Source organism: uncultured Microbacterium sp., assembly GCF_963524805.1.
Lineage (GTDB): Bacteria > Actinomycetota > Actinomycetes > Actinomycetales > Microbacteriaceae > Microbacterium.
The window spans coordinates 47,180-72,759 of the sequence record NZ_CAURGG010000001.1 but is presented as its reverse complement, the minus strand read 5'-3'; the positions used below and the strand labels follow the sequence as shown (position 1 = coordinate 72,759).

27 protein-coding genes, 1 tRNA gene and 1 other RNA gene are annotated in these 25,580 nt (G+C 69.6%); 13 read left to right on the top strand and 16 right to left on the bottom strand.

Translation table 11 applies throughout. From position 1 onward, the window contains the following. Window positions 1–9 precede the first annotated feature (9 nt). Complete coding sequence (locus tag RWQ91_RS00345) at window positions 10–465, top strand: MarR family transcriptional regulator (protein WP_314501722.1); 456 nt, start codon at window positions 10–12, stop codon at window positions 463–465. 84 nt (window positions 466–549) lie between these two features. Continuing rightward, window positions 550–1,929, top strand: coding sequence for an alpha/beta hydrolase (locus RWQ91_RS00340; protein WP_314501720.1), 1,380 nt, complete (start codon window positions 550–552; stop codon window positions 1,927–1,929). 12 nt (window positions 1,930–1,941) lie between these two features. Here the strand turns inward: RWQ91_RS00340 and RWQ91_RS00335 are convergent, their stop codons facing one another. The 3 genes from RWQ91_RS00335 to ssrA form a co-directional block, all read right to left on the bottom strand. Continuing rightward, window positions 1,942–2,967, bottom strand: coding sequence for an NADPH:quinone reductase (locus RWQ91_RS00335; RefSeq protein ID WP_314501718.1), 1,026 nt, complete (start codon window positions 2,965–2,967; stop codon window positions 1,942–1,944). Window positions 2,968–3,011: 44 nt separating this feature from the next. Further along, window positions 3,012–3,617 carry a hypothetical protein gene (locus RWQ91_RS00330; protein WP_314501716.1) on the bottom strand — a complete coding sequence of 202 codons (606 nt, stop codon included), beginning with the start codon at window positions 3,615–3,617 and terminating at the stop codon, window positions 3,012–3,014. 93 nt (window positions 3,618–3,710) lie between these two features. After that, window positions 3,711–4,080: a transfer-messenger RNA gene (gene ssrA / locus RWQ91_RS00325) on the bottom strand. A 174-nt stretch (window positions 4,081–4,254) separates the two neighbouring features. On the opposite strand from ssrA, the gene RWQ91_RS00320 reads away from it, so the two are divergent. The 4 genes from RWQ91_RS00320 to RWQ91_RS00305 are packed head-to-tail and all read left to right on the top strand — an operon-like array spanning window position 4,255 to window position 8,457. Next, a complete protein-coding gene (locus RWQ91_RS00320) occupies window positions 4,255–4,902 on the top strand; it encodes a hypothetical protein (RefSeq protein WP_314501715.1) in 648 nt (215 codons plus the stop codon). Between the two features lie 36 nt (window positions 4,903–4,938). Continuing rightward, a complete protein-coding gene (locus tag RWQ91_RS00315) occupies window positions 4,939–5,601 on the top strand; it encodes an SIMPL domain-containing protein (protein ID WP_314501712.1) in 663 nt (220 codons plus the stop codon). Between the two features lie 6 nt (window positions 5,602–5,607). Beyond that, window positions 5,608–6,960 (top strand): M20/M25/M40 family metallo-hydrolase, encoded by a 1,353-nt coding sequence (locus RWQ91_RS00310; RefSeq protein WP_314501711.1) that lies wholly within the window; start codon window positions 5,608–5,610, stop codon window positions 6,958–6,960. Between the two features lie 33 nt (window positions 6,961–6,993). Next, the gene (locus RWQ91_RS00305) at window positions 6,994–8,457 is read left to right on the top strand and encodes an MFS transporter (RefSeq protein ID WP_314501709.1); all 1,464 of its coding nucleotides are present in this window, start codon (window positions 6,994–6,996) and stop codon (window positions 8,455–8,457) included. A 6-nt stretch (window positions 8,458–8,463) separates the two neighbouring features. On the opposite strand, the gene smpB is transcribed toward RWQ91_RS00305, so the two are convergent. The 4 genes from smpB to prfB form a co-directional block, all read right to left on the bottom strand. Further along, window positions 8,464–8,940: an SsrA-binding protein SmpB gene (gene smpB, locus RWQ91_RS00300; protein WP_314501707.1), complete on the bottom strand. Its 477-nt coding sequence runs from the start codon at window positions 8,938–8,940 to the stop codon at window positions 8,464–8,466. Between the two features lie 83 nt (window positions 8,941–9,023). Beyond that, window positions 9,024–9,938 (bottom strand): permease-like cell division protein FtsX, encoded by a 915-nt coding sequence (gene ftsX, locus RWQ91_RS00295; protein WP_314501705.1) that lies wholly within the window; start codon window positions 9,936–9,938, stop codon window positions 9,024–9,026. Then, entirely contained in the window at window positions 9,935–11,089 is a 1,155-nt protein-coding gene (gene ftsE / locus RWQ91_RS00290) for a cell division ATP-binding protein FtsE (RefSeq protein ID WP_314501703.1), read from the bottom strand. The genes ftsX and ftsE overlap by 4 nt, the downstream gene beginning before the upstream one ends. Before the next feature lie 62 nt (window positions 11,090–11,151). Beyond that, on the bottom strand, window positions 11,152–12,261 hold the full coding sequence (prfB, locus tag RWQ91_RS00285) for a peptide chain release factor 2 (protein ID WP_314501701.1): 1,110 nt from the start codon (window positions 12,259–12,261) through the stop codon (window positions 11,152–11,154). Between prfB and RWQ91_RS00280 the strand changes: the two genes are divergently transcribed. Beyond that, on the top strand, window positions 12,260–13,552 hold the full coding sequence (locus RWQ91_RS00280; RefSeq protein ID WP_314501699.1) for an MFS transporter: 1,293 nt from the start codon (window positions 12,260–12,262) through the stop codon (window positions 13,550–13,552). The genes prfB and RWQ91_RS00280 overlap by 2 nt on opposite strands. Continuing rightward, window positions 13,549–13,875: a hypothetical protein gene (locus RWQ91_RS00275; RefSeq protein ID WP_314501697.1), complete on the top strand. Its 327-nt coding sequence runs from the start codon at window positions 13,549–13,551 to the stop codon at window positions 13,873–13,875. Before RWQ91_RS00280 ends, RWQ91_RS00275 begins: the two co-directional genes overlap by 4 nt. A gap of 36 nt (window positions 13,876–13,911) precedes the next feature. On the opposite strand, the gene RWQ91_RS00270 is transcribed toward RWQ91_RS00275, so the two are convergent. The 7 genes from RWQ91_RS00270 to RWQ91_RS00240 are packed head-to-tail and all read right to left on the bottom strand — an operon-like array spanning window position 13,912 to window position 18,363. Further along, entirely contained in the window at window positions 13,912–14,349 is a 438-nt protein-coding gene (locus RWQ91_RS00270; RefSeq protein WP_314501696.1) for a pilus assembly protein TadG-related protein, read from the bottom strand. After that, window positions 14,346–14,825, bottom strand: coding sequence for a TadE family protein (locus RWQ91_RS00265; RefSeq protein ID WP_314501694.1), 480 nt, complete (start codon window positions 14,823–14,825; stop codon window positions 14,346–14,348). Before RWQ91_RS00265 ends, RWQ91_RS00270 begins: the two co-directional genes overlap by 4 nt. Then, a complete protein-coding gene (locus RWQ91_RS00260) occupies window positions 14,800–15,210 on the bottom strand; it encodes a TadE/TadG family type IV pilus assembly protein (protein WP_314501692.1) in 411 nt (136 codons plus the stop codon). Before RWQ91_RS00260 ends, RWQ91_RS00265 begins: the two co-directional genes overlap by 26 nt. A gap of 3 nt (window positions 15,211–15,213) precedes the next feature. Then, window positions 15,214–15,405: a hypothetical protein gene (locus RWQ91_RS00255; RefSeq protein WP_314501690.1), complete on the bottom strand. Its 192-nt coding sequence runs from the start codon at window positions 15,403–15,405 to the stop codon at window positions 15,214–15,216. Window positions 15,406–15,425: 20 nt separating this feature from the next. Beyond that, complete coding sequence (locus tag RWQ91_RS00250; RefSeq protein WP_314501688.1) at window positions 15,426–16,343, bottom strand: type II secretion system F family protein; 918 nt, start codon at window positions 16,341–16,343, stop codon at window positions 15,426–15,428. Window positions 16,344–16,354: 11 nt separating this feature from the next. Further along, complete coding sequence (locus RWQ91_RS00245) at window positions 16,355–17,212, bottom strand: type II secretion system F family protein (protein ID WP_314501686.1); 858 nt, start codon at window positions 17,210–17,212, stop codon at window positions 16,355–16,357. Further along, window positions 17,209–18,363 carry an ATPase, T2SS/T4P/T4SS family gene (locus RWQ91_RS00240; RefSeq protein ID WP_314501684.1) on the bottom strand — a complete coding sequence of 385 codons (1,155 nt, stop codon included), beginning with the start codon at window positions 18,361–18,363 and terminating at the stop codon, window positions 17,209–17,211. Before RWQ91_RS00240 ends, RWQ91_RS00245 begins: the two co-directional genes overlap by 4 nt. Window positions 18,364–18,464: 101 nt before the next feature. On the opposite strand from RWQ91_RS00240, the gene RWQ91_RS00235 reads away from it, so the two are divergent. The 3 genes from RWQ91_RS00235 (at window position 18,465) to RWQ91_RS00225 (ending at window position 19,695) form a co-directional block, all read left to right on the top strand. Continuing rightward, the gene (locus RWQ91_RS00235; RefSeq protein ID WP_314501682.1) at window positions 18,465–18,677 is read left to right on the top strand and encodes a PLDc N-terminal domain-containing protein; all 213 of its coding nucleotides are present in this window, start codon (window positions 18,465–18,467) and stop codon (window positions 18,675–18,677) included. A gap of 81 nt (window positions 18,678–18,758) precedes the next feature. Next, window positions 18,759–18,840, top strand: a tRNA-Leu gene (locus RWQ91_RS00230). 66 nt (window positions 18,841–18,906) lie between these two features. Then, window positions 18,907–19,695, top strand: a complete 789-nt coding sequence (locus tag RWQ91_RS00225) for a VTT domain-containing protein (RefSeq protein WP_314501680.1) — start codon at window positions 18,907–18,909, stop codon at window positions 19,693–19,695. Here the strand turns inward: RWQ91_RS00225 and RWQ91_RS00220 are convergent, their stop codons facing one another. Further along, window positions 19,696–20,619, bottom strand: coding sequence for a Ku protein (locus RWQ91_RS00220; RefSeq protein WP_314501679.1), 924 nt, complete (start codon window positions 20,617–20,619; stop codon window positions 19,696–19,698). It abuts the gene before it with no gap. Window positions 20,620–20,764: 145 nt separating this feature from the next. Between RWQ91_RS00220 and RWQ91_RS00215 the strand changes: the two genes are divergently transcribed. Together RWQ91_RS00215 and RWQ91_RS00210 are read left to right on the top strand one after the other, a co-directional pair. Further along, window positions 20,765–22,024, top strand: a complete 1,260-nt coding sequence (locus RWQ91_RS00215) for an APC family permease (RefSeq protein WP_314501677.1) — start codon at window positions 20,765–20,767, stop codon at window positions 22,022–22,024. A gap of 18 nt (window positions 22,025–22,042) precedes the next feature. Beyond that, window positions 22,043–24,634, top strand: a complete 2,592-nt coding sequence (locus RWQ91_RS00210) for an ATP-dependent DNA ligase (RefSeq protein WP_314501675.1) — start codon at window positions 22,043–22,045, stop codon at window positions 24,632–24,634. 9 nt (window positions 24,635–24,643) lie between these two features. Here RWQ91_RS00210 and RWQ91_RS00205 read toward each other — a convergent pair whose 3' ends face one another. Further along, window positions 24,644–25,552, bottom strand: coding sequence for a cation diffusion facilitator family transporter (locus RWQ91_RS00205; RefSeq protein ID WP_314501673.1), 909 nt, complete (start codon window positions 25,550–25,552; stop codon window positions 24,644–24,646). Window positions 25,553–25,580 lie beyond the last annotated feature (28 nt).

The window sequence follows — 25,580 nt, the reverse complement described above, 5'->3', positions numbered from 1 at the left end:
TGTGTCCTCATGCCGGCTCGTGCTCATGAGACTCCCGCGCCGAGACTGCTCTACCTAGTCAAGCAGCTGGAATCGGCGATCCGCGCCCGCATGGATCTCGTCCTCCGGTCGCGCCGCATCACGGTGCCGCAGTACACGGCACTCACGGTGCTGGAACAGCACGACGACATGAGCGCCGCGCAGTTGGCGCGACACACCTTCGTCACCGCCCAGGCGATGGACGGCGTGGTCGGAGCGCTGGAGGATGCGCAGCTCATCGTGCGCCACCGCGATCCCGAGAATCGGCGGCGCCTGGTGATCTCGCTGACCGAACAAGGCCGGGCGCTCCTGGAGGACTGCCGTCAGGACATCGATCACATCGAGGCGGTGGCATTCTCTGCTCTGACGGCCGATGAGCGCTCGAGTCTCGGCGAGTGGCTCAGCGAAGGCCGGCGAGCACTCGCGGCGGAGACCCGGACACCCTGAGCGGTGATGATCAACTTCCTTGACTATTTACCAAGGAAGTTGATACTTGCATGTGAGTGACCCTGTTCGAACGAAGGAGTTCGCATGCCTGCATCCACCAGATCGATTCACCTCCGCTCCCGGCGCGCTGTCGTCGGCATGACCGCCGCAACGTGCGCCCTTCTGGCCGCAGCCGTGACCGCGCCGCCGGCGACGGCGGCGATCAGCGGCGAGTTCACCGGCACGTTGGGAGACGGCACAGCGTGGCGCGCGGTCGTGCCGGACGACTGGAACGGAACCCTTCTGCTCTACAGCCACGGCTACCAGCCCTCGTTCGCCGGCCCTCGAGCGCCCGCAACTGTCGCCCCCAGCCCCGCCACCGAGCAGCTGCTGCTGGAACGGGGCTACGCATTGGTCGGATCCACGTACGAGGCGACCGGCTGGGCAGTGCCCACCGCGCCCGGCGATCAGCTGGAATCGCTCGATGCTGCGATCGCCCAGATCGGCGAGCACCCGGATCACGTCCTGGCCTACGGAACATCCATGGGCGGACTGGTGACCGGCATCCTCGCCGAGTCAGCGGGAGATGTGATCGCGGGCGCCATGCCGACGTGCGGACTGATGGAGGGCGGGGTGGACCTGAACAACTACCAGCTCGACGGCTCGCACGCCATCAACGAACTCCTGGCGCCCGATCAGGACATCCAGATCGAAGGCTATGCCGACCTCGGTGCCGCGTTCGGCACGGCTGCCGCGCTGACCGCTGCGGTGGACGTCGGCCAGACCACCCCCGAGGGCAGAGCGCGGGTGGCGCTCGCGGCGGCACTGTTCCACCTTCCCGGGACCGACACGGGCGACACCGCCGCCTGGCAGGACTCCATGTACACCCTGCTGAAGCAGACTCTCGGATTCGTCACGCCCGGCCGCTTCGACATCGAGACGGCGACCGGTGGCAGCGCGACGTGGAACGTCGGCGTCGACTACGGCAAGCTCTTCCAGCAGTCCGAGGATCGCCGGCGCGTGGCGGAGCTGTACCGTGCGGCGGGACTGGATCTGAAGTCGGATCTCGCCCTGCTCACCCGGACCGCCGATACCGCGGCGGATGCCGGCTCGGTCGAGACTCTCAGCGCGACCTCGGGGCTCACGGGCGAACTGCAGATGCCCGTGCTGACGATGCACACGACGATCGACATCCTGGCGCCGGTTCAGGTCGAGCAGGAGTACGCGGAGGATGTGCGATCGCAGGGCGAGAGCGCGCTGCTTCGTCAGACGTTCGTCGAGCGGGAGGGGCACTGCTCCTTCACCCCGGCCGAGATCGCGGCCGGAATCGACGTCCTCGAGGAACGCGTCACCTCGGGGCACTGGGGCGCCGAGTCGAACTCGGTCCCGCGGCTCAACGCCCTCGCCGCCTCCATCGATGACAGCGGTTCGGCGTTCGTCACCGTGCCTCCGAGGGAGTTCCTCGGCGACCGCGACGGGAAGTGATCCGCGCGCGCCTCAGACGAGGTCGTCCGCGACGCGGATGAGCACCTTCCCCGTCGTGCCGCTCTGAACCGCGTCATGTGCGGCCGCCGTCTCGCCGAGCGTGAACCACGTCACGGGCAGGCCCGCCTCTCGGCCGACCGGCAGGGCGCCTGACTCCAGAGCGGCGGTGATGTCTTCGGCTGCAGCGGCCAGCGCCTGCGATCCCACGGTGTACAGCAGCAGACCCTGCCAGCGGACGTTCTTCGCGAAGCTCGTGACGATGGGAGCAGTGAACTCTTCGCCCCCGTTGTTGGCGTAGTAGGCGATGCTGCCGTGGTTGGCGATCACCTCCACGTCCAGCGCAGCATTCTGGGTGGGCGCCACCTCGACGATGTGGTCGACCCCGTTCGGAGCGAGCGCTCGGATCTCTGCTGAGAGGTCGGCGCCCGGATACTGCACGACATGGTGCGCACCCGCGGCGCGAGCAAGCTCCGCCTTCTCGTCGCTGCTGACCGTCGCCACCACCGTGGCACCGGCCCACACCGCAAGCTGGATGGCCGCGTGGCCGACAGCACCGGCGCCTCCCTGCACGAGCACGACGCGTCCCGTCAGGGCGCCCGGAGAAAGACGTGCCGGTCCGGACTCGTGAACGGTCAGTGCGCGGTGGGCGGTCATCGCCGGCACACCGAGACTGGCGGCGACGTCGAAGCCGACACCCGCCGGCAGCCGCACCGCGCGGCTCGCCGGGACGACCGTGAAATCCTGCGCCGTACCCGTGGGGCGCTGGTGCGCGGCGAGGAAGAGCCACACGCGGTCGCCGACGTTCAGGTCGGACACTTCGGACCCGACGGCATCCACGATGCCGGCACCGTCCTGGTTCGGCACGGTCTCGGCGAACTCGACGGGTGCAGCCCCCGCGCGGGCCTTCCAGTCGGTCGGGTTGACACCGGACGCGGCGACACGAACGCGGACCTCCTGGGGGCCGGGTTCCGCGATGTCGCGTTCGACGAGTTCGAGGACGGAAGAGGCTCCGCGCTGTGCATAGATGATGGCTCGCATGGTGAGTGAAAGGCGGCGGCGGCGGCATCCATTCCACCGGCGGGTCAGGCGGGCATGCGGATGCCGGCGGATCGGAGTTCCAGACCGGCGAGCTGTCGTATAACACTTTCGTCACCACGCCGCCATGCGCCCGCCGCGTCGGCGTCGACGTCGGTGATGGCCGCGACGCTCTGGCTCGTGAGTGCGCGGAGTGCGAGCAGGTCGATTCCCACGCCGGCGCGTACCAGCGCCTTCGCTCGTCCCGCGCGGCGAGCGAAGCGGCCGCGCGTCAGGAGCCAGAGGAACAGGATCATCAGGATCGGCAGCACCGCGACGCCGAGGCCGAGAGTGACGGCGAGCTGCTGAACGAGCTCCTGCTGACCCTGGCCTGCCGACTCGAGGGCGCCACCCGCCGCGCTCGCACCGTCGAACGGAGCGCGGATACCGGATCCGATCAGGGGGACGCCGCCCAGGTCCGTTCCCACCTCAGTCATTGTTTCGCGAAAGCCCGCTCCTGCCTTCTCCATGTCCGCCCCGAACTGGGAAAGCTGACTCACAATCGTGTAGATCGTCGCACCCAGCCACACCCACCCCACGATGAAGGCGATCGAGACGAGATCGACGAAGATCTGCCGTGTTCTGCGCGGAGCGTAGTCGGAATACAGTTTCACGCGCCCACGATTGCACAGACCGTGGCCGGCGTCGCAGAAGAAAGCCCGGCCCGCGCAGAACGCGGGCCGGGCCTCTCACGTGTGACAGCGGATTGGTGGAGATGGGGGGAATCGAACCCCCGTCCATCGCTGTGTCTCTGCGCCTTCTACGGGCGTAGCCTGTGCTGACGTTCTGCTCGGCCCCGACCTTTGCCACAGGCATCCAGGTCGACAGGCCCAGTCTGGGAAGAGTCCCGAGAAACGTCCAGACGCCGTTTCCCAGCAAGACCCCTAGATGACGCCAGGATCCGTGTCGGGGTCGACCACGGTCTGACGGACTATCGGCGTCGCTTATGCAGCGAGGGCGAAGTCGTTGCGATTGGAATCGGCAACTATGTTTTCGCAGAGATCGTTTACGAGATAACCCTGCATCCTCGGCCCGCTTCTCGCAGGAGCTCAGGCGATGTCGAAACCGATCATCCCCATGCACTCCCCCGCTTCGCATTCGAAGAACAGAGGGCCGCTGTCACGCGCTGTGTAGTTTTTCTTCCACTCGGACCCATCGGGCGCCGAGCATCCCAGTCTATAACGGATGCCGCGTCCTGGCCATTCCGCGTCGATGCAGGCCGCGCGGAAAGTGCGACCTTAGGCTCTTCTGATGTCGACGAAAAGTCTTTGGCTCATCGCCGGAACAGCGGTCGCCGCCGCAGCCGTCCTCGTGTTGATCGCACTTGCGATGGTGCCTCAGGACTCGATAGCCGAGCCGGCACCGACACCGACGGCATCAGCTGCGCAACTGCCGTCATCCAGTGCAACGCCCTCGCCGACGCCGACCGCGACGGCCACAGCGACACCCGCGCCGACCTTCACGCCGCCGGCGACGCTCGCGGCCACCTGCGAGAACACGTCAACCGACGCCTTCCGCTCGAGGATGGCGACGGCCGGATGGGTGTCGTGGGAGCCGCAGGGGTCGGTTTTCGAGAGCTTCCCGAACGGGCGTCCCGCCGGCGCGGTCAGCTGCCGCTGGGGCGTCGACCCGGATCTCGGCACCGACAACGTGATCGATCTGGCCTGGGCGCCGATCGATCCCGAGAGCGCGATCGCCGCGATGCAGATGCTCGACGGCGGGGATTATGTGCGCACCGACGCCGCCGAGTGCATCTACTACTCGCGGACGGGCCCGGGCCCCTACGTCGACGCTGAGGGCTGGGGTGACAGCTATTGCTTCACAGTCAGCGACGTGCGGTGGGCGCAAACCCGCGCTGATGTGCGCGACCATGTGAAGGCGCCCGGCGAGGCAGGCTGACGGCATGCTCGGAGCGCCGCGCGTAGAGTCTGAGCCATGAGCGAAGTCACCATCACCGTCCGCGGCGAGCACGAGACCCGCGTCGCCCCCGAAGAGGCTGTGGCGCACATCTCCGTGCGCGCAGAGGGACCTGAACGCGGCGCCGTCGTCGAGCGCATCGCCGCTGTCGCCGCCCCTCTCCGCGAGGACCTCGCGAGCCGGAAGGATGCCGGGGGCCTGAGCGAGTGGTCGAGCCAGCGCGTGTCGATCTGGGCCAACCGCCCCTGGAACAACGAGGGCAAACAGCTCGCCCTCGTCCACTACGCCGCCGTCGAGATCACCGCCACCTTCACCGACTTCGCCGTGCTCTCCTGGTGGCTCAGCGATGTCGCCGAACGTGACGGGGTGCAGATCGACAGCGTGAACTGGCGCCTCACGTCCGCCTCGGCGTCCTCGACGGAAGCCGAGGTCGCCGCTCAGGCGGTGAAGGTCGCTGTCGACCGCGCCACCGCCTATGCCTCTGCCATCGGCCTGGGCACCGTGGTACCGCTCGAGATCGCAGACCTGGGGCTGCTCACCGACGCGTCGGCAGGGCCGTCAGCGGCACCGAAGATGATGCGGGCGATGGCGATGGATTCCTCCGGCGGCCCGGCCGTCGGGATGCAGCCCGAGGACATCGTCGTGACGGCGGCCGTCGAAGCGCGCTTCCTCGCCCGCTGACGCACGATGTCCCTCGAATCGCGGACCGTCGCCGCGCGGCCGGGAGCGGCCGAGCGGCTGTCCCGCATGATCCGGCTTCCGACGGTGAGCGCCGAGCTCGACACCCGTGGAGCGAAGCCCTTCGAGGATTTCGTCGCACTGCTGGCGGAGCTGTACCCCCTCGTCCACCAGCGTCTGCAGCAGCGGGATCGGATCACCGAGTTCGGTCTGCTCTTCCACTGGTCCGGGGTGGCGCACCCCACCGAGCCGGTGGTGCTCATGGCCCACTACGACGTGGTTCCGGTCGACGAGTCGGACGCCTGGACCCACCCGCCCTTCGAGGGCAGGATCGAGGACGGCTGGGTCTACGGGCGCGGTGCGCTCGATGACAAGGGCCCGCTCGTGGTGCTGCTCGAGGCCGTCGAGAACCTGCTCGCAGCCGGATTCACCCCCGCCCGCGACGTGTACCTCGCCCTCGGAGGCAACGAGGAGACCTACGGACGGGCCGCTCTGGAGATCGCGACCAGCCTGAGGGAGCGCGGCATCATGCCGTGGCTCGTGCTGGACGAGGGCGGCGCGGTCGTGGACGCGCCGCTGCCCTTCGCCCTCGGGGACGCCGCGATGGTCGGCGTCGGCGAGAAGGGAGTCGCGACACTACGACTTTCGGCCCGCGGTGACGGCGGACACGCGTCTGCCCCACCGGCGATCACGGCCGTCGGCCGCATCGCCCGAGCCATCGACCGGCTCGACGCCTCGACGTTCCCCGCGCGAACCCCCGCGGGCATCACACGCATGCTGAGCCTGTTCGCCGACAAGGCACGCGGACGCGATCAGACGGTGCTGCGCACCCTGGCGACCTTCCCGGCCCTGACCGCTCGCGTCTTCGCGGGCATGGGCGGTGAGCCGGCAGCGCTCGTGCGCACGACGGTCGCCGCGACCATGCAGGAGGGCGGAACGGCGGCGAACGTTCTTCCGTCGCAGGCGTCTGCCACCCTCAACCTGCGCATCGCCCTCGGCGAGAGCGTCGCCAGTACCGTCCGGCGCGTGAAGCGCCGCATCCACGATCCCCTCGTCGAGGTGACGGTGCTGGAAGCGAGCGAACCCTCGCCGGAGTCACCCACCGACAACGAGCAGTTCGCCCTCATCGTCGAAGCGGTGAAGGCCTCGTATCCGGATGCCGCGACCGTGCCGTACGTGATGATGGCGGCCACCGACAGCCGGCACTTCCACCGGTTCTCGCCCGCGGTGTACCGGTTCGCTCCGCTGCGGATGACGGGCGCGCAGCGGGCCTCGATCCACGGCGTGGACGAGCGGGTGGAGATCGCATCGCTCGAGCGCGGAGAGCTGTTCCATCGCGCGCTGCTGCAGCGGCTACAGTGATCGCACCCGAACCCTCGTCCTGAAGGAGCCGCGATGAAGCGCGCCGCGTTGGGCACCCTGGCCACCGTTGTCGGCTTCCTCGCGTTCGTGGAGTTCACCAGCGGCGTGCTGCAGGGCTACTACACGCCCATGCTTACCGATATCGCGCGCCATCTCGGCATCAACGACGCCGACGTCAACTGGCTGGAGGGCGCTCAGCTCATGCTGTCGGCCCTGGTCGTGCCGGCGTTCGCGAAGCTCGGCGACATGGTCGGCCACAAGCGCATGCTTCTGATCTCGACGGCGCTCACCGCGGCCGCCGCGCTCGTGCTGCCCTTCACCGACTCGTTCACGGTGTTCTTGATCGCCTGGGCGCTCATGGGGTTCTACGTCGTCTGGCTGCCGCTGGAGATCGCGCTCATCTGGTCGCGGTCCCGTCGCATGGAAGGCCGGTCGATCATCACGGCGCGCGCGGCCGGCTTGCTCGTCGCGGCGCTGGAACTCGGCGCGATCGCAGGCGCCCTCGTCGGCGGCGCATTGATCGACGCGCTGCCGCTGACGGTCGTGCTGCTGGTGCCCGCCGTGCTGATCGTGGTGTGCTTCTTCGTGATCCTGCTGGGGGTCAAGGAGTCGCCGGAACCAACGGGCGGCGCCTTCGACACCGTCGGTCTCATCCTGATCTCACTGGCACTGATCTGCTTCACCGGCGGGCTCAGCCTGCTGCGCCTGGAAGGCGGGCTGGTCAATCCGTGGTCCTGGACGGTCGTGGCGCTCGGCATGCTGCTGGTCATCCCGTTCGCCCTGTGGGAACTGCGCCACGACGACCCGCTCATCGACGTGCGCATGTTCCGCTCACCGGCGCTCGGCCCGGTCTTCCTGACCGCGGGACTGTTCGGGGTGAGCGTGCTCGGCGCCCAGGCCCCGCTGTCGACGTTCGCGCGCACCGATCCCGACGTCTACGGCTACGGTCTGGGGACCACCGGATTCGCCACGTCGCTCATCATCGGCATCTACCTGATCGCGATGATCACCGGCGCCCTGCTGTTCCCGCTCATCGCCCGGCTGACGGCGCCGCGCCTCACGCTCATGGGCGCCTCGACTCTCGTGGGCGTCGGGTTCCTCCTGTTCCTGCCGTTTCACGAGAGCTACGTCCAGGTCATCGTCAACATGGTGATCGTGGGCCTGGGCTCTGGCGCCCTGGTGGCCGCGCTGCCGGCGGCGGCGGCATCCGCGGCCCCTCCGACCCAGACCGGGGTGGCCACCGGGTTGACCAACTCGGTCAAGACGGTCGGTGGCGCGATCGCCTCGTGCGTCTTCGGCATCGCCCTGCTGCACGGCGCGACCGGCGCCGCCGCCGAGGGCGCGGGCACGGCGGGCTCTCTCAGCGGCTACGTCACCGTCTGGGTCGTGTGCGGAGCGACCGCGCTCGTCGCAGCGGTCGCACTGGCGTTCGTGCCGAAGGCGGCGTTCACCGACGCCGCCGTCGCGGACGCGCAGAGCGAACCGGTCGTCCGCTAGAGGAGATCAGTCGCCGAGGCGGTTCTTCGAGCGCATCGCCCGCTCCGCCTCGCGCTTGTCCTGCCGCTCGCGCAGCGTCTGGCGCTTGTCCCACTCGTGCTTGCCCTTGGCGATCGCGATCTCGACCTTCGCGCGCCCATCCGAGAAGTACAGCTTGAGCGGCACCAGCGTGTAGCCTCCGGCCGAGACCGCATGGCTGAGCTTGATGATCTCGTCCTTGTGCAGCAGGAGCTTTCGCACACGCTTGGTGGCGTGGTTGGTCCAGTGGCCCTGTGAGTACTCGGGGATGTGCACGGCATCCAGCCACGCCTCGCCGCCGTCGATGTAGGCGTAGCCGTCGGACAGGTTCGCTCGACCCTGCCGGAGCGACTTGACCTCGGTGCCGGTCAGCACCAGTCCCGCTTCGTACGTCTTCTCGATGGTGTACTCGTGGCGCGCGCGACGATTGGTCGCGACGACCTTCTCACCGCGTTCCTTGGGCATGCCGACCTCGTGCTCGTTGACGAACTGTGGATGCCGCACCCTGCGCGCGGCAGCCTGTCAGTCTATCCGACCCGTGAGCCGGATCAGGCGCGCAGCCAGCGGCGGATCGCGAAACTCGCGGAGAGGGCGGCGAGGACGGCTCCGATCAGCACCAGGATCGGCACGACGACCCATGCGTCGGCCACGCTCACCCACGTCGTGACGAAGTCGACGCGCTGTCTCAGATACTGGTCGACGCCGAAGTGCACGCCGGCGAGCACGGCCGCCCCGGCGAGGAGGGAGCCGAGCAGCGCCGCGAACACGCCCTCGAGGATGAAGGGCGTCTGGATGAAGCGGTTGGAGGCACCCACCAGTCGCATGATGCCGAGCTCGCGGCGACGGGCGTACGCCGAGAGGCGGATCGTGGTCGCGATCAGCAGCACCGCCGCGACGAGCATGAGGGCGGCGATGCCGACAGCGATGTAGGTCGCGACGGTCAGCGCCGAGAAGAGCGGCTCGAGGTACTGCAGCTGGTCCTTGACCTCTTCGACACCCTGCTGCCCGGTGAACGCCTCGACGATCACGTTGGACTGGCTCTGGTCGACCAGATTGATCCAGTAGGTCTCGTTCAGCTGGTCGGCGGTGATGACGCTCGCGTAATCCTCGCCCAGAAGCTCCAGGACATTCGCGTACGCCTGATCGCGGTCCTCGAAGCGCAGGTCCCGGATCAGCGGCGCGATCGCCGGTCCGTCGAGCTTCGCCTGGACCTCGGCGAGCTGCTCGTCCGTCGCGACGCCGTCGGTGCACGTGGGCGCCTGCGAGATGGCCGTGCACATGTAGATCGCGACCTGGGCGCGGTCCGCCCAGTAGTCCTTCATCTGACCGATCTGCATCTGCATGAGGATCGCGGCGCCGACGAAGGTGAGCGAGACGAAAGTGACCAGCACGACCGAGATGACCATCGACGCGTTGCGCCGCAACCCCGAAAGCGCTTCGGAGAGGACGAGCCCGACCCTCACGAGGTCGGCCCCACTTCGTCCGCGGAGTCGGCATCGCCGAGCCCCAGGCGGTCCGCGAGCCCGAGTTCGGCGACGTCGACCTCGGCGATGTCGACCAGCGGCACGGGCTGGGTGCGGGGCGGGGCCTGCGGGGCAGCGCGGGCAGGCTCCTCGTTCGGCGCGGCGTCGGCGACGACATCGGCGGTTCCCACCGCGGCAGCGGGCTGAGCGTCGTCGGCGCCCGGGGCTGCGGCATCCGTCGTCTCTGCGTCGGGCGTCGCCGTCTGGGTGACCGCGGCGACGGCGGCAGCGGCGGCGGTCGCGGCCGCGCGTGCGGCGATATCGGCAGTGCCACCGTGTCCGTAGGCGGAGGAGACGGCAGCCGAAGGGCTGAGCGCGGTCTCGCGCTGCACTTCGAGCACGGCCGTCAGCGCCGCGACGGCGGCCGCTCCGCGCTCGGGCTCGGGGGCGAGGCTCGGCAGGCCGGAGGTGTCGCCGTACCCGCCGTGACGTTCGTCTCGCACCATCTCGCCGTCCACGAGCTCGATGACCCGGCGCTGCATCTGGTCCACGAAACCGGCCTCGTGCGTGGCCATGACCACCGTCGTGCCGCCGGCGTTGATGCGTGCCAGCAGCTGCATGATGTCGACGGAGGTGGCGGGGTCGAGGTTGCCGGTGGGCTCGTCGGCCAGCAGCACCTGCGGGCGATTCACGAGCGCGCGCGCGATCGCGACGCGCTGCTGCTCACCGCCGGACAGTTCGTGCGGGAAGCGCTTGTCCTTGCCGGCCAGGCCCACGAGCGCGAGCACCTCGGGTACGGCCTGCTGGACGAATCCGCGGCTCGAGCCGATGACCTGCAGCGTGAAGGCGACGTTCTGGAACACCGTCTTGTTCGGCAGCAGCCGGAAGTCCTGGAAGACGGCGCCGACATGACGACGGAAATAGGGGACCTTGCGATTGGAGAGCGAGCGCAGGTCGCGGCCGAGCACGACGACGCGGCCGTCGCTGGGCGTCTCCTCACGCAGGATCAGCCGCAGACACGAGGACTTGCCCGAGCCGGAGGCTCCGACGAGGAACACGAACTCGCCGCGGAGCACCTCGAAGTCCACATTGCTGAGGGCGGGCTTCGCCGTGCCGCGGAAGCGCTTCGTGACGTTCTCGAACCGGATCATGGCCTGATGAGCCTAAGCGGCCGCATCGCCGCGTGCGCCGCACGACACCCTGGCCGGGACGATCAGTCCTCGGTGGGGCGCTTGCGCCACTTGATGCCGGCGGCGATGAAGCCGTCGAGGTCGCCGTCGAACACGGCAGAGGGGTTGTTGACCTCGTAGTCCGTCCGAAGGTCCTTCACCATCTGGTACGGAGCGAGCACGTACGAGCGCATCTGGTCGCCCCAGCTGGCCGTGATGACTCCGGCGAGGTCCTTCTTGATCGCCGCTTCCTGTTCCTTCTGCAGGATCAGCAGACGCGACTGCAGCACGCGCATGGCGGCCGCCCGGTTCTGGATCTGCGACTTCTCGTTCTGCATCGACACGACGGTGCCGGTGGGCAGGTGTGTCAGTCGCACAGCGGAGTCTGTCGTGTTCACCGACTGGCCGCCGGGGCCGGACGAGCGGAAGACGTCGACGCGCAGGTCGTTCTCGGGGATCTCGACCTCGACCGCCTCATCGAGCAGCGGGATGACCTCGACCGCCGCGAACGAGGTCTGTCGCTTGCCGGCCGAGTTGAACGGACTCATCCGCACGAGGCGGTGCGTGCCGGCCTCGACGCTGAGGGTGCCGAAAGCGTAGGGGGCGTCCACCTCGAACGTCGCGGATTTGATGCCGGCCTCCTCGGCGTAGGAGGAGTCCATGATCGTCACGGGGTACTTGTGCTGCTCGGCCCACCGCAGGTACATGCGCAGCAGCATCTCGGCGAAGTCGGACGCGTCCACGCCCCCGGCGCCCGCGCGGATGGTCACGACCGCCGGGCGCTCGTCGTACTCGCCGTCCAGCAGGGTCTGCACCTCGAGCTGGCCCACGATGTCCTCGAGCTCGGCGAGCTCGTGGCGCGCCTCTTCGGCGGCGTCCTCGTCGTCCATCTCGTTCGCGAGCTCGACCATGACCTCGAGGTCGTCCAGGCGCCGCTCGATGCCGCTGATGCGGGCGAGCTCGGTCTGACGGTGGCTCAGGGCGCTGGTCACCTTCTGCGCCTTCTCGGGATCGTCCCAGAGATCGGGCACGCCGGCATCGGCGCTCAGGCGCGCGATCTCGGCGGTGAGCGCGTCGACGTCGACGACCGTTTTGATGTCGGCGAAGGTGGAGCGCAGCGCCTGAATATCGGCGGAGAGATCGAAATCAAGCATGACAGTCCAGACTAACGTGGATGCGGTGACCGACCGCGCTTCGACCGTGCTGTGGCGGTTCGGTCCGATGATCTACGGACCCACGGTGCTGTTCGCACTGGGCGAGGGAGCGGTCATCCCGCTGATCCCGATCATCGCGGCTCAGCTCGGAGCGGACGTCGCCACGGCCGCCCTCGTCGCGTCCGCGCTGGTGGTCGGCCAGCTCTGCGGCAACATCCCCGCCGGATGGGCGGTGGCACGCATCGGCGAGCGGCTCACCATGGCCATCGTCGGCTCGCTCTCGCTCGTCGGCGTCATCGGAATGGTCTTCGCTCCCGTTCTCGGCGTGTTCGCGGCATCCGTCTTCCTCATCGGCTTCTGCGCCGCGGGCTTCGGGCTGGCGCGTCATTCCTTCATGACCACACGCGTGCCCATCGCCTTCCGCGCGCGGGCGCTCTCGCTGCTCGGCGGCACCTTTCGTCTGGGCATGTTCGTCGGGCCGTTCGTCGCGGCCGGGCTGCTGGCGATCTTCGGCGACGAGCACGCCGCGATCTGGTTCTTCGGCGTCTGCCTGATCGCGACGGTGCTGCTGGTGCTCCTCGGCCCCGACCCTGAGAAGCAGCTCTCCGACACCGACGAGCGGGTGGGCGCCGAGGACACCGGAGAAGCGGTCACCGGCGCGATCCCGACCGCCGAGCGCGTCGGAGTCTTCCGCACGATGTGGCGGTTCCGACGGGTGCTCTCGCGGCTGGGACTGGCCGCGGCATCCCTGTCCGCAGTGCGCTCGGCGCGGCAGGTGGTGCTGCCGCTGTGGGGCTTCTCGATCGGGCTCGATGCGCAGACGATCGCGCTCGTCGTCGGCATCTCGGGTGCGATCGACTTCGCCCTGTTCTACGCGAGCGGGCAGGTGATGGATCGGTTCGGCCGGCTGTGGGCGGCCCTGCCGGCGATGGTGCTCATGGGCGGCGGCTTCATCGCGCTGGCCTTCACGCACGACCTGGACAGCGCCGCGATGTGGTTCGCGATGTTCGCGGCCGTCCTCGGTGTGGGCAACGGCCTCTCGAGCGGCATCCTCCTCACCCTCGGTGCCGACGTCGCGCCGCGCGGTGATCCCGCACCATTCCTCGGATCGTGGCGGACGCTCACCGACGCCGGCGGCGCGATCTCGCCACTGCTGGTCTCGGCGATCACCGCGGTGTCGTCTCTTTCCATCGCGACCGGATTCGTCGGCGTCGTCGCCCTGCTGGGCGCGCTGGCATTCGTGCGTTGGGTGCCGATGTTCGTGCCGCGCCTGAGCGGAGCCGGCTCATGACGATGCAGTTCTGCCGCAGCCGCAACGACGGGCGCCGGTGCACCCGTGAGCTCGGGCACCGCGGCCTGCACCGCCATCGCACGACCCTGTGGACGGATGCCGGGGCCGACGCCCCGCGCTGCCCGGGCTCCCGTTCGACGGGCAGCCCGGCGCCCGCGCTGGCGAGCGGATTCCCCGGCGGACGTGCGCTCTGCGCAGAGTGCCTCGGCTTCATCGCCCTCGACGACGGGCACCTGGTCGAGCACGAGACATGGAGCGCGGCATCCGAATTGGAGCAGTCCCAGCGCGCGGAGTGGTTCAACGCGCACGGCTGGGGTGAGTGACCCGGGTCATCTCCTCCGTTTCGCGCTCAGCGAGCGTCAGCGCAGAGCCGTCCGGCTGGTCGCCGTCGCCCGCAGCGCAAGTCCCTCCGGGACGAACAGCGCGATCACCGGCGGTCGCCATGTCGTGGCCACCGTGACCCGCGCCGAGACGCCGTCCGGAGTGCCTGCCTCCACGACACTCGCACCCCCGCCGACATCGCCCACCAGCGCATCGGCCTGGTCGCGCACTCCGTCGTCGCTGAGCTGCGCGCGCGGCTCTCCCCCTTCGACCACGAGGGTGAAGCCGTCCGCGCCCGCCAGCGCCGCCGCATCCGCGAGGGCGTCGAGCCGCTTCTGTGTCAGGTACAGGCTCGTCGCGTCGAGGCACACCAGAATCACGGCGATCGCCAGCACCGCGTACCCCAGTGTGAGGATCAGGATGGTGCCCTCCTCGTCTCCCGCCAGTGCAGCGCGCACGCGCGCCCGCACGCTCACTCCGACTCCCAAAACCGCGAGATCTTCTGTGCAGCCGATGCTTCGACCGGAATGCTGGCGAGCCGATCCAGGCCGAACAGGGGCGGCACGAGCGGGAGGGCCACACGCGTCCGGATCGTCACCACGAGCGTCGCGCCCGCCTCGGGGCACGCCGAGCCTGCGGGACGGCAGTCGAGAGCAAGGTCGACGGATCCGGCATCGAGGGCGTACTCGTCCACGACGGACCGCAGGATGAGATCGGCGCTCCGGCGTGCGGCATCCGGATTCTCCGCGGTCGACACCGCCCGCGCGATGTGCCGCGCCCCGGCTTCAGCGCCCAGGGACTGCCCCTGGATCAGCCCGAGCGCGACGATCAGGTAGACGAGGGGGACGAGCATCAGCACGCCGACGAGGATGAACTCGAGCGCCGCCGATCCACGGTCGTCGGGCTCGCCCTCGACGACCGCAGCATCACTCGAGCGATTCCACCGGAGCATGGGCAGTCACCTCCAGCAGGCGGGGAACTCCGAGCAGACCGACGAGGGGCAGCGGCGCCCGCACGGTCACTTCGACCGCTGGGCGAATGAGAGCCGTGGTCTCGTGCACGACGACGTCGGCCGCGTACTCCGCGCCGACCGTGCGTGCCACGATCTGGCGAGTGCGCTCCGCCCCCTCCGCCAGGCTCGTGTCGGCGAGGGCCGCATGGTGCGCGCCCTCGACCGCCGCGTCGTGCACCACGTTGCGGACGTACACGGTCAGCCCGAATTGCAGCACGCCGAGGGTGAGCAGCGTCAGCAGAGTGCCGACGAGCACGAACTCGACGGGGCTCGACCCCCGCTCGTCGGCGACGACCTCCGCGAGGCGGGACCGGATGCCGGTCATGGGCTACAGGCCGGAAACGCGCTCGATCGCCTGCTGGAAGAGGTCGGCGAGCGCCGGACCGGCGAGAGCCCAGATGACCACGACCAGACCGGCGGTCATCAGGGTGATGAGCACCCAGCCGGGAACGTCGCCGCGCTCGTCCTCGTAGGCGTCCCTCAGGACGGCGCGTACGCGCCCGAAAGCAGTGCGGATCATGGTGATTCTCCTTCCGGCGGTCAGCCGATTCCGAGTCGAAGCATGAAGATCCCCGGAAAGACGGCGAACAGCACGCTCAGGGGCAGGATGAGGAAGACAAGCGGCACGAGCATGTAGATCTCCTTGCGCCCGGCTCGTTCGATGAGGCCGCGCTTGGCCTCTTCTCGCGCGTCGAGGGCCTGGGAGTGCAGCACGTGGGCGAGCGGGGCGCCTCTGTCGATCGCGGCGACGAGCTGGTCGATGCTGCGCGAGAGTGCCGCGATCTCCAGGCGGCTGGAGAGGCGGGACAGCGCCTCCGGCAGCGACGAGCCTGTCCCAACGGCGACGACCACGCCGCGCAGCTCGGTCGTAAGTTCACCCGCACCCACGGCACTGACCCGTCGGAGCGAGTCGAGGATCCCCTCCCCGGCGGACAGGCACAGCGCCAGGAACTCCAGCACGGTCGGCAGCTCCTCCTGGATGCGTCCGATCCGCGCGCGCGCCGCGCCGCTCAAGCGGGCGTCGTAGGCGACGGCGGCGATGACCGCGGCGATCGGCGGCAGCAGCGCCGCAGCCGCGGACGCTCGGCCCGTGAGCACGAGGACGACGACCGCCGCTCCTCCGATCGCGAGGCCTCCGATCGCCCAGGCCAGCTGCCTGCCGCGGAATGCCGCCGCATCCATCGCCCATCCCGCCTGATGCAGGCGCCGCTCGACCGACGCCGAACCGCCCGAGAGACTCGTCAATCGTTCCTGCGCGGTGGTCCACAGAGCGGTCAGCTGCGCGCCGTGACCATCGACGTCCAGGGAGACACCCCGTGGGTCGGTCACGTCGCGGATGTACGGCGCGATGCGACGGGCGAGAGACGGCGCCCCCCAGCGCGGGGTCATCGAGACCAGCAGGCACACGCCGAAGCCGAATGCGGTGCCCAGGACGACCGAGAGCGCGATCTCGGTCATGCCGAGCGGACTCATCCGAACCACCGGCGCGGCTCGGGGAGGCGGCCGATGCGCAGCATCACCCGGTAGGCGACGAAGGAGACCGCGGCGCCCGCGACGATGAGCGCGACGCCTTCCGGGCTGGTGTACGCACGCGAACCTTCCGGCCGCATCGCGAGAAGGGCGAGGATCACCCAGGGTGCGGCCACCCCGAGCACCGCTGCCCCGCGGATCCAGGATTGGCGGGACTCCACCTCGGCTCGCAGCGCCGCGTCCGCGCGCACCGACGCCGCCAGGGCCCGCAGCACCGGGGTCAGTTCGGTCCCGCCCACCTGCCGTGCCATCCGCAGCGTCTCGACGATCCGATCTCCGACCGGGTCGGAGAGCGCAAGCTTCAGCCGCTGCGCGCTCGAGTCGAAATGGCCGGATGCCGCGACGTCGCGTGCGAAGGCGGCGAAGGGCGGCCGCAGCGGCGCCGGGGCCGACTCGGCGAGACTGGCGACGGCGTCGGGCAGCGACATGCCGGCGCGCACCGAGGCGATCAGCAGATCGCAGACATCGGGCCACAGCGCCCGGCGCGAGCGGACGAGGCGCGAACGCCGCGCGCGCAGCCAGGCGAACGGTGCAGCCGCCCCCACGATCGCGGCGACGAGGGCGAGAGCAGGAACCTGGGTGAGCAGCCACGCGGTCGCGCTAAGGAAGGTCGCAGCGCAGACGGATGCCGCCACCAGGCCCGCCGGCGGCACCCGTTGCATTCCTGCCGACTCGAGCAGCCGAGCGGCGTGCCCGGGGGCTGCCGACGAGGCACGCTTCTCCCGCGCAGGCCATACCCAGGGCGAGACCACCAGCAGCAGACCGGCCGCCAGAAGCGCACCCCATACGAAGGTCATGCGGCCTCCGCCCGGAAGACGGTGCGCGCCTCGACTGTCGTGCCCAGGACGCCGACCGGCTCAACGACCTCGACGACACGACGGCGACCTGTCGCATCGCGTTCGCAGTGCGCGACCAGGTGCACCGACGCCGCGACAGCCGGCAGCACGAACCCCGCGTCGATGTTGCGGCCGGCGAGCAGGGGAAGCGCGGCGAGTTTGCCGAGCGCTTCCCGCGCCGAGTTGGCGTGGATCGTGGCCGCTCCGGGGACGCCGGTGTTGAGCGCCAGGAGGAGATCCAGGGCTTCGGCGTCCCGCACCTCGCCGACGATGAGGCGGTCCGGTCGCATCCGCAGCGCCTCTTTGACGAGCCTGCGCAGCGTCACCTCGCCAGTCCCCTCGAGGCTCGGCTGCCGGCCCTGCAGGGCCACGAGGTCGGGCGCATCGACGCCGAGCTCGAACGTCTCCTCCACGGTGACGATGCGGTGTCCGGGGGGACACGCCGCGATGAGCGCGCCCAGGAGCGTCGTCTTGCCCGCGTGGGTCGCGCCCGAGACCAGGATGCTGCGCCCGGAGCGCATCGCGCCCGCCAGCAGGTGCGCGGCCGCAGGAGCGACCGATCCGGTCGCCACGAGCCGGTCGAGGTCGCGATATGCCGGCAGGAACTTGCGGATGTTGACGGACCAGTGCCGGCGCGTGATGTCGGGGATGACCACGTGAAGACGGCTGCCGTCCGGCATCGAGGCGTCGACGAACGGCTGACTCAGGTCCACTCGCCGACCCGTGGCGTGCAGCATCCGTTCGACGAGATCGCGCACCGCCGAGTCCGACAGGGCCAGGGGCAGACGCTCCGCCACTCCCGCACGCGCGATGAAAATGCGGTCCGGAGCGTTGATCCACAGCTCTTCGACCGTCGGGTCATCCAGGTACGGCTGGAGGGGACCGTAGCCGGCGACCGCCGCCAGCACTTCGCGCACGCAAGAAGCTTCGTCATCGACGGGAGCCAGTCCGCGCGCGAGCGCGAAGTCGTTGTGGCGACGCACCTCCGCCCGGGCGATCCGGCTCGCAAGGTCGGGATCGCGCCGGGGATCGGCGTGCTCGGCACGCAATCGCTCCCGCACGCGCTCCGCGACGGCGGCGGCGGTCGCCGTCGGGGCGTACGCGAGACTCATCCGAGCATCCTCGCAAGCGCGATGCGAGACGCGCGGAAGTTATCCACAGGTGCGCGGAACGCAGCCGGGAGGCAGGATGGAAGCCGGCGAGAGGAACTGTGATGAGAGCCACGAGCAAAGACGTGTCAACGGGCGGCCGGGTCGGCGTCGGCATCCTGGGGCTGGTGCAGTTCGCTCTGGCGGGCCTGGCCCTCTGGGATTTGTCCCATCGGTCCGCCGCACAGGTGCGCGGGCCCAAGCCGATGTGGGTGCCGGTGATCCTCATCAACTGGATCGGTCCGATCGCGTACTTCTACGTGCACCGTCACCGCTGACCGGCGACGGATACCCCGCAGTCGATCCGGGGGTCAGCCCGACAGCGTGCTCACAGCCGCCTCGGTAGACTGTGACCACCCGCGGGAGTGGTGAAACTGGCAGACACGCAGGATTTAGGTTCCTGTGCCTCCGGGCGTGTGGGTTCAAGTCCCACCTTCCGCACGCGAGTCCGCCGAAGCACCGCATCCTGAACATGACCGCCGACCGTGACGACCGACGGGAAGACCCTTGCACAACATCGCCCTGATCCCCTGGCTGGATCCCGAGACGATCATCGCCGCGGCCGGCCCCTGGGCGCTGCTGGTGGTGTGCTTCATCGTCTTCGCCGAGACCGGCCTCCTCGTCGGCTTCCTCCTGCCGGGCGACACGCTGCTGGTCATCTCCGGGCTGCTGACCAACACCAACGACATCTTCGGCGTCAACATCTGGCTGGTCGCGCTGCTGATCGCCCTCTCCGCGTTCATCGGCGGAGAGGTCGGCTACTTCATCGGCCACAAGGGCGGCCCGGCGGTCTTCGAACGCAAGGAGTCCGGCGTCTTCAGTGTGAAGAACGTCGAGCGCACCAACGCGTTCTTCGAGCGCTTCGGCGGACTGACGATCATCCTCGCCCGCTTCGTGCCCATCGTGCGCACCTTCGCCCCCGTTGCGGCCGGCGTCGGCCACATGCCGTGGCGCAGGTACACGCTCTACAACTTCATCGGCGCGATGCTCTGGGGCTTCGGGCTGGTCATGCTCGGCTACCTCATCGGATTCATCCCCTGGGTGGCGGACCTGGTCACCGAGTACATCGACATCATCCTGCTCGTCGCCGTCGGCGGCACCGCCCTCGTGACGCTGTGGCACTACCTGAGCGAGCGTCGCAAGGCCAAGAAGGCCGCGGCCGCCGGCGAGGACGTCGTGGTCGACGACGAAGAGGCCAAGCATCTCGTGCTCGACCCGGAGGTCTTCGAACGCGGCCCGGAGCACGCCGATCGCCCCGCGCGCACGGACGAGGGGACCGCTCCCCCGCGCCTGTGATCAGGAGGCCTTGGCGGCCTTCTTCGCGGGCGCCTTCTTGGCGGGTGCCTTCTTGGCCGCAGTCTTCGAGGCATCTTTCTTCGCCGCCGCCTTGGGTGCGGCATCCGTCGTCGAACCCGCGTCACCGCCCGAGCGGGCCGCGCGGCTGCGCTCGACGCTCGCACGCAGCGCTGCCATGAGGTCGATGACCTCCCCGCCCTTGGTCTCCTCCTCCTGCTCCCCGAAGGTCTCGGAGGTGTCGAGCGCATCCCCCTTCTCGAGCTTGGCCTCGATGAGCGTGCGCAGCTCGTCCTGGTACTCGTCGCTGAACTCCGACGGATCGAAATCCGCCGCGAAGCTCTCGACGAGGGATGCGGAGAGCTCGAGCTCCTTCGCGGAGATGCGCACCGGCTCGTCCAGTGCGGGGAAAGCCGCCTCGCGCACCTCGTCCGCCCACAGCAGGGTCTGCAGCACGAGCACGTCTCCACGCACGCGCAGGGCTGCGAGACGCGTCTTCTGGCGCAGCGAGAAGCGCACGATCGCGGTGCGGTCGGTCTGCTCGAGGGTCTTGCGCAGCAGGACGTACGCCTTCGGCGAGGCGGAGTCCGGCTCCAGGTAGTACGCGCGGTCGAGCGTCAACAGGTCGACCTGCTCGCTGGGAACGAACTCCACGACATCGATCTCGCGGCTCTTCTCGGCAGGCAGGGAGTCGATGTCCTCCTTGGTGAGCACGACGGTGCGCTCCCCGTCGTCGTACGCCTTGTCGATGTCGGCGAAGGGCACGACTTCGCCGTCGATCTCGCAGATGCGCTGGTAGCGGATGCGCCCGCCGTCCTTGTTGTGCACTTGATGCAGCGGCACGTCGTGGTCCTCGGTCGCCGAGTACACCTTGACGGGGACGTTCACCAGTCCGAACGTCAGCGCACCCTTCCAGATCGCTCTCATCACACCAGTACACACCTGTCACACCTACCCGTGCCAGCCCCACTTGCCGGTGAGACCGCAACTGCAGGCCGAGACCGCGGGGTTCACCCGCAGTCTCGACGTGCAGTTGCAGTCTCGCGGGAAGCGGTCGTCGTAGAGTCGGCGTGTGTCGACTCCGCCCGGAATGGTCCGCAGGCTCGGACTCGCCGACGCGGTGTTCATCGGTCTGGGCTCGATGATCGGGGCCGGCGTCTTCTCCGCGTTCGCCCCGGCGGCCGCCGTCGCCGGCACGGGTCTGCTGATCGGGCTCGCAATCGCCGCCGTCGTCGCGTTCTGCAATGCGACGGCATCGGCCCAGCTGGCGGCAGCCCACCCGACCTCCGGCGGCACGTACGCGTACGGCCGCGCCGAGCTCGGGCCCTGGTGGGGGTTCATCGCCGGGTGGTGCTTCGTGATCGGCAAACTCGCCAGCTGCGCCGCCATGGCGCTCACGTTCGCCGCGTACGCGGCTCCCCCCGGCTGGGAGCGGCCGGTCGCCATCCTCGCGGTGGCCGCGCTCGTGACCGTCAACTGCTTCGGCGTCACGCGCACCGCGCAGCTCACGCGGGTGATCGTCGTTCTGGTGCTCGTCTCGCTCACCGTCGTGGTCGCCGCGGGGACCGCGGCGGAGCCTGCTCCGAATGTGTGGAGCGCGTCGAACTTCACCGAGGGCGGCGTGTACGGCATCCTGCAATCGGGTGGCCTGCTGTTCTTCGCCTTCGCCGGGTACGCGCGCATCGCCACCATGGGCGAGGAGGTCAAGGATCCTCGCCGCACGATCCCCCGGGCGATCGTCCTCGCCCTGCTTTTCGCGATCGCGGTGTACGCGATCATCGGTGTCACCGTGCTCGGCGTGCTCGGACCGGGGGCGACCGCTGCCTCGTCCGCGCCGCTCGCCGACGCGGCAGCCGCGTCGGGCTGGGGGTGGACCGGGCCGGTCGTGCGCATCGGTGCGGCTACGGCATCCCTCGGCGCCCTGCTCGCGCTGATCGCCGGGATCGGCCGCACGAGCCTGGCCATGGCGCGCGAGGACGACCTGCCCCGGTACCTGGCCGCGGTGCATCCGCGCTGGCACGTGCCGCACCGCGCCGAGCTGACGATCGGGGCGATCGTGATCATCGCGGTCGCTTTCGTCGACCTCCGGGGAGCCATCGGGTTCTCGTCCTTCGGCGTGCTCATCTACTACTTCATCGCCAACGCCGCCGCGTCCCGTCAGCAGGCTGAAGCGCGGCGCTACCCGCGCGCGCTGCAGGTTCTCGGCCTCATCGGCTGTACCGCGCTCGTGGTCACCCTGCCGCTCCTGGCGATCGCGGTCGGCATCGTCGTGGTGCTCGCCGGGGTGGCCTACCGGTTCGCGCGCCTGAGATTCGTGCGGTCGCGGCGGTGATCACGGCAGGATGAGAGCATGGCGGATGCCGCGGGGCGCGCGAACTCGGGAGCTGCGAAGGAGCAGCTCGTCAGCGTCGGCGGCCGCCGGCTGCGCATCACGAACCTCGACAAGGTGCTGTATCCCGAGACGGGAACCACCAAGGGCGAGGTGATCGATTACTACACCCGCATCGGTCCGACGATGATTCCGCACGTCACCGGCCGGCCCGTCACCCGCAAGCGCTGGCCCGACGGAGTCGGCACGTCCGAGCACCCGGAGCAGTCATTCTTCGCCAAAGACCTCGAGCGCGGCGCACCCGAGTGGGTGCACCGGCTGCCCATCCCCCATTCGGGCGGACCGAAGGACTATCCGCTCATCGGCGATGTCCCGACCCTGGTCTACCTCGCCCAGGTCGCGAGTCTCGAGCTGCACGTCCCGCAATGGCGCTTCACCGCCGAGGGCGAGCGGGGGGATGCCGACCGCCTCGTCCTCGATCTCGACCCCGGCCCGGGCGTCGGGCTCGCCGAGTGCGCGCAGGTGGCCCGATGGGCGCGAGAGATCCTCGGGCACATGGGGCTGGACCCGCTCCCGGTCACCAGCGGCAGCAAGGGCATCCAGCTGTACTCGGCGCTGCCACCCGGACAGAGCAGCGAATCCGCCTCCGCGCTCGCGCACGAGCTTGCCAAGGCCATCGAGGCGGATCACCCCGACCTGGTCGTCAGCAGCATGAAGAAATCCATCCGCGACGGGCGGGTGCTGATCGACTGGAGCCAGAACAACGGGGCGAAGACCACGATCGCCCCGTATTCGCTGCGCGGGCGGGCGCATCCGAACGTCGCCGCGCCGCGCACGTGGGACGAGCTGGACGATCCGGCCCTCGCCCAGCTCTCGTTCGAGGAGGTTCTCGCGCGCGTCGAGAGCATCGGCGACCCGATGGCCGAGCTCGGGATCCACGCCGGCGGTCGCGGCGCCGACGACGGACCCCTCGCGACCTACATCGCCAAACGCACCGCGGGACGCACACCCGAGCCGGTGCCCTCGGACCCGGCTGCGGCCGCCGCAGTCCCCGGCGAGCTGCCGATCTTCGTGATCCAGGAGCACCACGCCACCGCGCTGCACTGGGACTTCCGCCTGGAGCACGACGGCGTGCTGGTCAGCTGGGCCGTGCCGCGCGGAGTCCCGCATTCGTATAAACGCAACAACCTCGCGATCATGACCGAGGACCACCCGATGGATTACGCGAGCTTCGAGGGCAGCATCCCGGCCGGTGAGTACGGCGGAGGAAGTGTCACGATCTGGGACGACGGGCGGTACGAGCTGGAGAAGTGGCGCGACGACGAGGTCATCGTGACCGTGGAGGGCCGCCCGGGCGGTCCCCTCGGACGCGTGCGGCTCGCCCTGATCCGCACCGACGGCTCGGGCGAGAAGTCCACGTGGCTGCTGCATCGCATGAAGACGGACCTCGACGGGAGGGTGCAGCCGGACGGCATCCCGGTTCAGGCGTCGGTGCAGGCCGACCCGCCCGCGGTCGCGGCGCGCGTCGAGGCAGCGCATTCGGGCCGGAACCGAGGTCGAGGTGCCTCGTCACCGCCGAGATCCCCCGCATCGACGCGGACCGAAGCCGACCAGCCGCTCGCGTGGCCGCCGAGCGCCGAGGCGCTGCGCCCGATGCTCTCCACCGGCGCCACCCCCGAGCGCGCGAAGCTGGCCGCCCGGCAGTGGGGAGACCCGGTCTGGGCGGAGGCGAAATGGGACGGCATCCGCGCGATCGGGGTGTGGGACGGGTCCCGGCTGCGCCTGGTCGCCCGCAGCGGCAACGACGTGACCTTCAAATACCCCGAAGTGAACGAGGCGGATGTCGGCCTCGGCGCCGAGCCCGCGATCGTCGACGGGGAGATCGTCGCGATCGATGACCGCGGCCGGCCGAGCTTCCCGCTGCTGCAGACCCGCATGAACCTGCAGCGCCCGGCGGAGATCACCCGGGAGGCCAAGCGCACACCCGTGCACTACTACCTCTTCGACGTCCTCGCCGCTCGTGGGCGGGACGTCACGTCCCTGCCGCTGAGCCGGCGTCGGGAGATCCTCGAAGAGATCACGGCCGGGATGACCGCGCCGCTCGTGCTGCCCCCCGTGTTCGACGACGTGGACGGTGCGCTGGCCACGAGCCGGCAGTTCGACCTCGAAGGGGTCGTCGTGAAGGACCCCGGCTCGACATACCGCCGCGGGCAGCGCAGCGATTCATGGCTCAAGGTGAAGCTCACCCGCACCCAGGAGGTCGTGCTCGCCGGCATACGTCCAGGCCAGGGCGGGCGGGCCCAGACGTTCGGTTCGCTGCTGCTCGGCATCCCGGGTCCGGAGGGTCTCGAATACGCCGGGCGGGTCGGGAGCGGATTCAGCGACTCGACCCTGCGCTCGCTGATGCAGACCCTCGAGCCGCTGCACGCCGACCGGAATCCGCTGGTGTCGGTGCCGGCGCTCGACGCGCGCGGCGTTCAGTGGCTGCGTCCGGAGCTGGTCGGCGAGGTCGAGTTCGGCGAGTTCACCCCCGGCGGCATCCTGCGGCACTCGCGGTGGCGGGGGCTGCGGCCCGACAAATCCCCGGCCGAGGTCGTCCGGGAGTCCTCCTGAGCGACGGGCTCAGGCGTGCGCGTCGTGCTCGACGTGGCCGGCCGGTTCGAGCTGGAATGTCGAATGCTCGACGTCGAAGTGCTCGCTCAGACACGTCTGCAGTCGCTGCAGGATCGCGCTCGATGCGCCGTCGGCCAGCGCCGCGTCGTCGACGACGACGTGCGCGGTGAACACCGGAGCGCCGCGGGTGAGCTGCCAGACGTGGACGTCGTGGCAGTCCACGACGCCGGGGGTGGCAAGGATGTGGTCGCGGATCTCGGTGACGTGCATGCCCTGGGGAGTCGATTCGCTGAGCACGGACACCACTTCGCGCAGCAGCACGATCGCACGCGGGATGATCATCGCCGCGATGAACAGCGAGGCGACCGCATCCGCCTGCACCCAGCCGGTCGTCACGATGATGATCGCCGCGACGATGACGGCGGCCGAGCCGATGAGGTCGCCCATCACCTCGAGGTACGCCCCCCGCACATTGATGCTCGTGCGCTGAGCAGCGCTCAGCACCCACATCGCGGCGGCGTTCGCCACCAGCCCGATGATCGCGACCACGAGCATCAGTCCGCCCGACACCTCGACGGCAGCGGGATTCAGCAGGCGCTGCACGCCTTCGATCGCCACCCAGATGGACAGCGCGATGAGGATCACGCCGTTGATTCCTGCGCCGAACACCTCGGCGCGCTGGAATCCGAAGGTTCGTCGGTCGTTGGCCGGCCGCGCCGCGACGATGCTCGCGACCAGGGCGATGACCAGGGCCGCCGCATCCGTGAACATGTGAACGGCGTCGGCCAGCAGCGCGAGTGATCCCGACAGCGCTGCGCCGACGATCTGCACGATCATCACGACCGCGGTGATCCCGAGCGAGATCGCCAGCAGCCGCCGATTGGCGGTGCCGCGGATGCCCGGCGCGTGATCGTGCATGGTGCCAGGCTACGACCGCGGGCCGGTC

What these genes read in the sequence shown, in the direction of transcription:
- RWQ91_RS00220 (WP_314501679.1), bottom strand. Translation starts at nt 20,619, where the DNA reads ATGAGAGCGATCTGGAAGGGTGCGCTGACGTTCGGACTGGTGAACGTC.
- RWQ91_RS00345 (WP_314501722.1), top strand. Translation starts at nt 10, where the DNA reads ATGCCGGCTCGTGCTCATGAGACTCCCGCGCCGAGACTGCTCTACCTA.
- RWQ91_RS00245 (WP_314501686.1), bottom strand. Translation starts at nt 17,212, where the DNA reads ATGACCTTCGTATGGGGTGCGCTTCTGGCGGCCGGTCTGCTGCTGGTG.
- RWQ91_RS00305 (WP_314501709.1), top strand. Translation starts at nt 6,994, where the DNA reads ATGAAGCGCGCCGCGTTGGGCACCCTGGCCACCGTTGTCGGCTTCCTC.
- prfB (WP_314501701.1), bottom strand. Translation starts at nt 12,261, where the DNA reads ATGCTTGATTTCGATCTCTCCGCCGATATTCAGGCGCTGCGCTCCACC.
- RWQ91_RS00275 (WP_314501697.1), top strand. Translation starts at nt 13,549, where the DNA reads ATGACGATGCAGTTCTGCCGCAGCCGCAACGACGGGCGCCGGTGCACC.
- RWQ91_RS00280 (WP_314501699.1), top strand. Translation starts at nt 12,260, where the DNA reads ATGACAGTCCAGACTAACGTGGATGCGGTGACCGACCGCGCTTCGACC.
- smpB (WP_314501707.1), bottom strand. Translation starts at nt 8,940, where the DNA reads ATGCCCAAGGAACGCGGTGAGAAGGTCGTCGCGACCAATCGTCGCGCG.
- RWQ91_RS00210 (WP_314501675.1), top strand. Translation starts at nt 22,043, where the DNA reads ATGGCGGATGCCGCGGGGCGCGCGAACTCGGGAGCTGCGAAGGAGCAG.
- RWQ91_RS00205 (WP_314501673.1), bottom strand. Translation starts at nt 25,552, where the DNA reads ATGCACGATCACGCGCCGGGCATCCGCGGCACCGCCAATCGGCGGCTG.
- RWQ91_RS00320 (WP_314501715.1), top strand. Translation starts at nt 4,255, where the DNA reads ATGTCGACGAAAAGTCTTTGGCTCATCGCCGGAACAGCGGTCGCCGCC.
- RWQ91_RS00235 (WP_314501682.1), top strand. Translation starts at nt 18,465, where the DNA reads ATGAGAGCCACGAGCAAAGACGTGTCAACGGGCGGCCGGGTCGGCGTC.
- RWQ91_RS00240 (WP_314501684.1), bottom strand. Translation starts at nt 18,363, where the DNA reads ATGAGTCTCGCGTACGCCCCGACGGCGACCGCCGCCGCCGTCGCGGAG.
- RWQ91_RS00340 (WP_314501720.1), top strand. Translation starts at nt 550, where the DNA reads ATGCCTGCATCCACCAGATCGATTCACCTCCGCTCCCGGCGCGCTGTC.
- RWQ91_RS00260 (WP_314501692.1), bottom strand. Translation starts at nt 15,210, where the DNA reads ATGACCGGCATCCGGTCCCGCCTCGCGGAGGTCGTCGCCGACGAGCGG.
- RWQ91_RS00265 (WP_314501694.1), bottom strand. Translation starts at nt 14,825, where the DNA reads ATGCTCCGGTGGAATCGCTCGAGTGATGCTGCGGTCGTCGAGGGCGAG.
- RWQ91_RS00315 (WP_314501712.1), top strand. Translation starts at nt 4,939, where the DNA reads ATGAGCGAAGTCACCATCACCGTCCGCGGCGAGCACGAGACCCGCGTC.
- RWQ91_RS00250 (WP_314501688.1), bottom strand. Translation starts at nt 16,343, where the DNA reads ATGACCGAGATCGCGCTCTCGGTCGTCCTGGGCACCGCATTCGGCTTC.
- RWQ91_RS00310 (WP_314501711.1), top strand. Translation starts at nt 5,608, where the DNA reads ATGTCCCTCGAATCGCGGACCGTCGCCGCGCGGCCGGGAGCGGCCGAG.
- RWQ91_RS00335 (WP_314501718.1), bottom strand. Translation starts at nt 2,967, where the DNA reads ATGCGAGCCATCATCTATGCACAGCGCGGAGCCTCTTCCGTCCTCGAA.
- RWQ91_RS00255 (WP_314501690.1), bottom strand. Translation starts at nt 15,405, where the DNA reads ATGATCCGCACTGCTTTCGGGCGCGTACGCGCCGTCCTGAGGGACGCC.
- ftsE (WP_314501703.1), bottom strand. Translation starts at nt 11,089, where the DNA reads ATGATCCGGTTCGAGAACGTCACGAAGCGCTTCCGCGGCACGGCGAAG.